This window comes from Kitasatospora sp. NPDC093558, assembly GCF_040683475.1.
GTDB lineage: Bacteria > Actinomycetota > Actinomycetes > Streptomycetales > Streptomycetaceae > Kitasatospora.
Genome location: NZ_JBFBDY010000393.1, coordinates 1 through 5,942, shown reverse-complemented (window position 1 = coordinate 5,942; position 5,942 = coordinate 1). Strand labels below are relative to the sequence as shown.

The 5,942-nt window shown below is 73.2% G+C and carries 6 protein-coding genes; 3 read left to right on the top strand and 3 right to left on the bottom strand.

Annotated features, from left to right (window positions below; genetic code table 11):
* Window positions 1-263: 263 nt before the first annotated feature.
* Window positions 264-1,856: a multicopper oxidase domain-containing protein gene (locus AB0O00_RS27305; RefSeq protein ID WP_363656107.1), complete on the bottom strand. Its 1,593-nt coding sequence runs from the start codon at window positions 1,854-1,856 to the stop codon at window positions 264-266.
* Between the two features lie 63 nt (window positions 1,857-1,919).
* A complete protein-coding gene (gene cynR / locus AB0O00_RS27300; RefSeq protein ID WP_363656105.1) occupies window positions 1,920-2,822 on the bottom strand; it encodes a transcriptional regulator CynR in 903 nt (300 codons plus the stop codon).
* A 127-nt stretch (window positions 2,823-2,949) separates the two neighbouring features.
* On the opposite strand from cynR, the gene AB0O00_RS27295 reads away from it, so the two are divergent.
* Both AB0O00_RS27295 and cynS read left to right on the top strand, forming a co-directional pair.
* Window positions 2,950-3,534 carry a carbonic anhydrase gene (locus tag AB0O00_RS27295; protein ID WP_363656103.1) on the top strand — a complete coding sequence of 195 codons (585 nt, stop codon included), beginning with the start codon at window positions 2,950-2,952 and terminating at the stop codon, window positions 3,532-3,534.
* 107 nt (window positions 3,535-3,641) lie between these two features.
* Window positions 3,642-4,112, top strand: a complete 471-nt coding sequence (cynS, locus tag AB0O00_RS27290) for a cyanase (protein ID WP_363656101.1) — start codon at window positions 3,642-3,644, stop codon at window positions 4,110-4,112.
* 101 nt (window positions 4,113-4,213) lie between these two features.
* On the opposite strand, the gene AB0O00_RS27285 is transcribed toward cynS, so the two are convergent.
* Window positions 4,214-4,996 (bottom strand): VOC family protein, encoded by a 783-nt coding sequence (locus AB0O00_RS27285; protein WP_363656099.1) that lies wholly within the window; start codon window positions 4,994-4,996, stop codon window positions 4,214-4,216.
* 280 nt (window positions 4,997-5,276) lie between these two features.
* On the opposite strand from AB0O00_RS27285, the gene AB0O00_RS27280 reads away from it, so the two are divergent.
* A partial coding sequence (locus tag AB0O00_RS27280; RefSeq protein ID WP_363656097.1) for a hypothetical protein occupies window positions 5,277-5,942 on the top strand: 666 nt, incomplete at its 3' end.

The following is a 5,942-nucleotide window of genomic DNA, read 5'->3' as shown; positions in this document are numbered from 1 at the left end:
GGTCGGTGGCGGCCGCCGAGGTGCACCCGGCCAGCAGTGCGCCGGCCAGCAGGGGGGCCGTGGCCCGCAACCCCGGCCGGGCGACGGTCCGGCCCGGGCCGGGAGCGGTTTGCCGGGCTGCGCCGTGACGGTGCATGAAGGTCCTCCCTCGTCCAGGAGGCGCCGCCGTCCGCCGCGCGGCGCCGAGTAGTCGACGGGCCATACCCGGACCGGCCGCCGCAGTGCGCCGCCCTCCGCGCATTCCACCCGTCCGGCGGCCCCGCCTACCGGACGTAGTCGACCGTCTGCATCATGCCGAGGTCCTCGTGCTGGAGCTGGTGGCAGTGGGCGACCGTGCGGCCGGTGAAGTCGTCGTACCGGACGAGGAAGGTGACGCGGTCCCCGGGTGCGCCGCCCGCCAGGCCGATGGTGTCGTGCCACACCGGCGGGTCGAGTCGCTCGCCGTTGCGGTGGGTGACGAGGACGTGGTTGGTGTGCAGGTGGAAGGGGTGGTTGAAGGCCGGGTTGGTCTCGTCGGTGCGGACCGTCCACCGTTCGACCGTGCCGAGCCGCAAGGTGTGGTTGACGTGCCGGGGGTCGAACAGGCCGTGGGCCGGGTCGCGGGTGAGGTCGCCGGCGGGGTCGGCCGCGGGGGTCGCGTGGGTGCCCAGGCAGCGGAAGGCGTTGGGGAACGGGCCCTCGAAGACGCCCGGGTCGACGTGGAACGCGACCTCGCGGTCCGCGTCCGGGTCGGCGATGTCGTCCTCGTGGAGGAAGGGTTTCCCGGGCGGCAGCGCCGTCGGCAGGGCCATCGGCGGCTCGACGGGCGCTCCCGCGACCTCGACCGTCATCAGGGGCGCGGACACCCCGGCGGCGCGCAGTTCGTACGTGCCCGGCTCGCAGCCTCGGACGAGGACGTCGGCGCGGTTGCCCATGGCGAGGTCCACGACGTCGGAGGCGACGACGGCCGGGAACGTCACGCCGTCCTGCGCGATCAGATGGAACGTCAAGTTCTCGCTGCCACACGTGAGTTGGAGCGAAAGAGCGGTGAAGGCGGTCGCGGCGACCAGTCGCCAGCGCTGCACTTCGCCCGGGCGTAGCGTGAGGGTGGGGTTGAGGGCGCCGTTGACGGCGAGGGTGGCGGGCACCGCGGCGAGGGCGCCACCCGAGGTGAAGTCGGGTACCCGGCCGTCCTTGAGCCGGAGTTCGCCGATGCAGACGACGACGTCGGCCGCCGCCGCGATCTCCGGCACCTCGTCGACGTCGCCCTCGACGACGAGGACCCCGGCCATGCCTCCGACGATCTGGACGGACGTGGCGCCGTGCAGGTGCGGGTGGTACCAGAAGGTGCCGGCCGGGATGTCGACGGTCGTCACGTACCGCGGCTCCGGGGCACCGGCGGCGACCTCGTCGGCCGTGCGCGGCGCGAACGCGCGGTGGACGTTGTCGGCGTCGCCGGACGGGGAGACGTGCAGTCCGTGGGTGTGCAGGTTGAAGCTGTTGAAGTCGTGCGGGCGGTTGTGGTCGCCGTGGTGGGCCGGGTTCGGCGGCAGGCCGTTGACCTGGGTGAGCCTGAGGGTGTCCCCGGCGCGCACGCGCAGGGTCGGGCCCGGGATCGTGCCGTCGTAGGTGCGGGTGGCGACCTGCCCGTAGCCCGGGACGGTGACGTCCGTGAACCGTACGTCGAGGGTGTGTTCGAGGATCGCCGACTGCGAGGTCCACACGACCGGCTGGGGGAACTCCCCCGGCGGCGCGGAGGCCACGGGCGCCGCCTCGCTCCGTCCGGCGAAGAGGCCGTCGGACGTCGCCGCGAGGACGGCGGCCGCGGGGATGGCCTTGAGCACCGATCGACGGGCGATTCGCTCTTTTTCGCTCATAGGCGGGCAATCTAGATCAACCGGACGGACGTGGTCCGCAGGCACACCGCGAACGGCCCTCGCTCAGGCGGCGGGTGGATAGCCCCGCGTGCGGACGAGGTCGTGGGTGAGGCGGGTGAACGCGCGGGCGGCGGCGCTCTCGTAGGCGTCGGCGCGCCGCAGGAGGGCAACGACGCGGGTCGGGAGGGGCGGGTCGAGCGGGACGGGGGTGAGGCCGGGGTGGTCGTGGGTGACGGCGTCGGGCAGGACGGTCGCGAGCGGCGTGCGCTGGACGATCTCGGTGAGCGCCTGGACGGAGTCGGCCTCGACGGCGATGCGCGGGCGGACGCGGTGCCGCTCGAAGTAGCCGTCGATGTGGCCGCGGGTGGCGAAACCCGCGCTGAGCAGGGCGAGTTGACGGTCGGCGAGCTCCGTCACCGGCAGCGGACGGCCGGCCGGTGCGGCAGCAGGGCCGGTGACCAGGGTGAGGGTCTCGGTGAACAGCGCGGTGGCGGTGACGCCCGGCAGGTGGGGGCCCGCGAAGGCGATGCCGAGGTCGAACTCGTCGGCCAGCAGGCCGGTTTCGATCCGGTCCTGGGTCGCCTCGCGCAGCGTCAGGGCGATGCCGGGGTGCCGGGCGTGGAGTTCGGCGACGAGCGGGCCGACGAGGTACGCGGTGAAGGTCGGGGTCACCGCGAGCCGCAGCTGCCCGCGCGCGAGGTCCTGCACGTCGTGGACGGCCCGCTCGGCGGCGGCGAGGTCCCGCAGGGCGGCGCGCGCGTGGTGGGCGTACGCCTCGCCAGCGTCGGTGAGGCGCACGGTGCGGCCGGTGCGGTCCAGCAGTTGCGTGCCGAGGGTCCGTTCGAGCTGCTTCACCTGCTGGGACAGCGTCGGCTGCGAGATGTGCAGTTCCTCGGCGGCGCGGGTGAAGTTGCCGTGCTCGGCCACGGCGAGCAGGTAGCGCAGGTGGCGCAGTTCCAGGGCCATGGGAGCAACTATAGATGGCATCGATGGAAACCATGGATCGTACGTCTTGGACACTATAGGCACAGGTCATGCAGGGTGGATCTCGCCAGGCCCGCCGGGCCGGGCCGCCACGAAAGGGAGTGACCTCATGCCTGACCTCAGCGAGGGCGTCGCACAGTTCCAGCGGGACGTCTTCCCGGCCAAGAAGGAGCTCTTCGCCCGCCTGGCCGACCGGCACACGCCCCACACGCTGTTCATCGGCTGCTCCGACGCCCGTGTCGTCCCCGAGCTGATCACCGGGTGCGAGCCCGGCGAGCTGTTCGTCATCCGCACCGCCGGCAACCTCGTGCCCGCCTACACCCCCGGCGCGGACGGCGTCGCGGCGAGCATCGAGTACGCCGTCGCCGCGCTCGGCGTGCGGGAGGTCGTCGTCTGCGGCCACTCCGCGTGCGGCGCCATGACGGCGCTCGCCCACGGCCACGACCTGAGCGGCGCACCGGCCGTCGCCGACTGGCTGCGGCTCGCCGACGCCTCGGTGGCCAGGACCGCGACCGCCGCGGACGTGCCGGCCCTGGTCCGGCAGAACGTCCTCGCCCAGCTGGCGAACCTCGCCACCCACCCGTCGGTGGCCCGCGCCCTGGCCGAGGGGACGGTCACCCTGCGCGGCTGGGTCTTCGACATCGCCACCGGCCGCGTCGAGGAGCTCCGGGCCATGGCCCCGCTCGCCGCCTGATCCCCCTTCCCGGGAGCTCCATCCGGAGCCGCCCGGGCCCCTGATCCCGCCCCGCCCGGCGCGCACGCCGCGCGCGAGGGGCACCCCCCGGAAAGGTACAACCACCCATGGTGCACGCCCAGTTCGACCCGACCGTCCGCCAGGCCCTCGCCATCGCCGCCGTCGACGCCAAGACCCGCAAGGACCTCTCCTGGCAGCAGATCGCCGACGCCTCCGGCCTGTCGGTCGCCTTCACCACCGCCGCCGTCCTCGGCCAGCACGCCCTGCCGGAGGCCTCCGCCAAGGCCGTCGCCGAGCTGCTCGGCCTCGACGAGGACGCGGCGCTGCTCCTGCAGACCGTCCCGACCCGCGGCTCGATCCCGGGCGGCATCCCCACCGACCCGACGATCTATCGCTTCTACGAGATGCTCCAGGTCTACGGCACGACCCTCAAGGCCCTGGTCCACGAGCAGTTCGGCGACGGCATCATCTCCGCGATCAACTTCAAGCTCGACGTGAAGAAGGTCGCCGACCCCGAGGGCGGCGAGCGCGCCGTCATCACCCTGGACGGCAAGTACCTGCCGACCAAGCCGTTCTGACTCCTCGGTGGGGCGGGCCGCACCGGGCCCGCCCCACCTTTTTCGAGGAGCCCGCCATGCAGGAGCCCGCACAGTAGACCCTCCACACGCCGTTGGAGGAGTTACATCGCGGCCTTGATCACCGCGAAGACGGCGCTCTGCGGGTCCTGGACAACGGCCATCCGGCCCGCACTCATGTCGAACGGCGGGACCAGCACGGTGCCGCCCGCCTTCACCAGTGCGTCCACCGTGCTGTCGGTGTCGTCCACCGCGAAATAGGTGAGCCAGTGCGAGGGCACTCCGGGCGGGGCCCCTTCCAGGGTGGTCATGCCGCCGACCGGGCGGTCGCCGACGCTGAGCGAGTGGTAGTCGTCCATGCCCTCCATCGGGGCGGAGCCGAGGCCCAGGGCCTTCCCGTAGAAGCGGGCGGCCTCGGGGATGTCCGAGGTGTGCAGCTCGTTCCAGGTCAGCGCGCCGGGCTCGTTGACCTTCTCGGCGCCGAAGAAGTCGACGGGCTGCCAGATGCCGAAGGCGGCGCCGGTCGGGTCCATCGCCATCAGCATCCGGCCCACCGTGGTCACGTCCATCACCGGGAACATCACCGTGCCGCCGGCCGCCGAGATCGCGGCCTGGGTGGCGTCCGCGTCGGCGCTGGCCAGGTAGGTGGTCCACACCGTGGGCGGGGTCGGATCCCCCTCCTTCATCGGCTGGGCCGCCATGATCCCGGCCACCGCCTTGCCGTTCAGCGTGCACACCGCGTACCCGCCGACCTCGGGCGGGCCGATCTCACCCTGCCAGCCGAACAGGTCCTTGTAGAAGTCGAGGGCCGCCCGCTGGTCGGGGGCCATCAGATCGACCCAGCACGGCGTGCCGGGCGGGTAGTGGTCAGCGGTCACGTCAGGCATCTGCGGTCTCTCCCGTGCGGTGCCGCCCCGGACGGCCCGGGGCGTGCGGTGGACCCCCAAGGACTCACCATCACCGCCCCGGGCGGAGCCCGCCACCCGTGAGGTCCGGGCAGCGCAAGGGCGCGGCAGGATCACGCAGCGTCACCGGGTCGCGTCCGACACCGTCACTCCATAGCACCGCCTGTGATGCCGTCCGCAAAATCGTCACACCCCCGCCACATCCGCTCACCCCCGCCGTAAGCTGATGTACCGTCAAGTAGATTTCAGGGGGCGGAATCTCATGAGTGCGCTGTGGCTGCCGTTGCCGATCGGCGTGGTGCTCCTGTGGTTGGGGATGCGGCTGTCCTCGCCGTTCGAGGAGCTGGAGCGGTCCGAGCCGCTGGAGGTACCGGAACTGCCGTCGGTACTCGTGCAGTTCCTGCTCGGCCGGGGGTCGCTGCCGGCCGCCGCGGTCGAGGACCTCGTGGCGGACGTGGCGGGCGCGGGGCTCGTCCGGATCGTCGAGCGGCGGGGCGGGGAAGCCGCGGTGAGCCCGTGCGACGGGCCGCCCGGGCGTGCCGTCCGGCCGTACGAGCGGCTGCTGCTGCAACGCGTCGGGCAGCGGCGGGGCGGGATGGCCGAGGTGCCGGTGAGCGCGCTGGGGCCGGGCGACGGCGAGTTCGCGTCCTGGTGGCGCGAGGTGAACGAGGCCGTGGCGGCGGTGGCGGTGCGGGCGGGGCTGGTGCGGCGGCGCGAGGTGGACGACAAGCGGCTCGACCGTGCCGCCACGGCCCTCTGGGCGGCTTCGGGGGTCGCCTACCTCCTGCTGGGCATGGCGATGGTCACGTCGATCCTCGCGGCCATGGGGACGAGCGCCGCGGCGCTCCTGCTCGTCTCGCTGACCCTCCCCAAGGTGCGGCTGTCGCCCGAGGGCCGGGCGGCGGCCGACTGGTGGCGGGCCGCGGGC

Excerpts from the sequence above, each read along its gene's own strand:
- AB0O00_RS27305 (WP_363656107.1), bottom strand. The coding sequence starts at position 1,856 with ATGAGCGAAAAAGAGCGAATCGCCCGTCGATCGGTGCTCAAGGCCATC.
- cynR (WP_363656105.1), bottom strand. The coding sequence starts at position 2,822 with ATGGCCCTGGAACTGCGCCACCTGCGCTACCTGCTCGCCGTGGCCGAG.
- AB0O00_RS27295 (WP_363656103.1), top strand. The coding sequence starts at position 2,950 with ATGCCTGACCTCAGCGAGGGCGTCGCACAGTTCCAGCGGGACGTCTTC.
- cynS (WP_363656101.1), top strand. The coding sequence starts at position 3,642 with ATGGTGCACGCCCAGTTCGACCCGACCGTCCGCCAGGCCCTCGCCATC.
- AB0O00_RS27285 (WP_363656099.1), bottom strand. The coding sequence starts at position 4,996 with ATGCCTGACGTGACCGCTGACCACTACCCGCCCGGCACGCCGTGCTGG.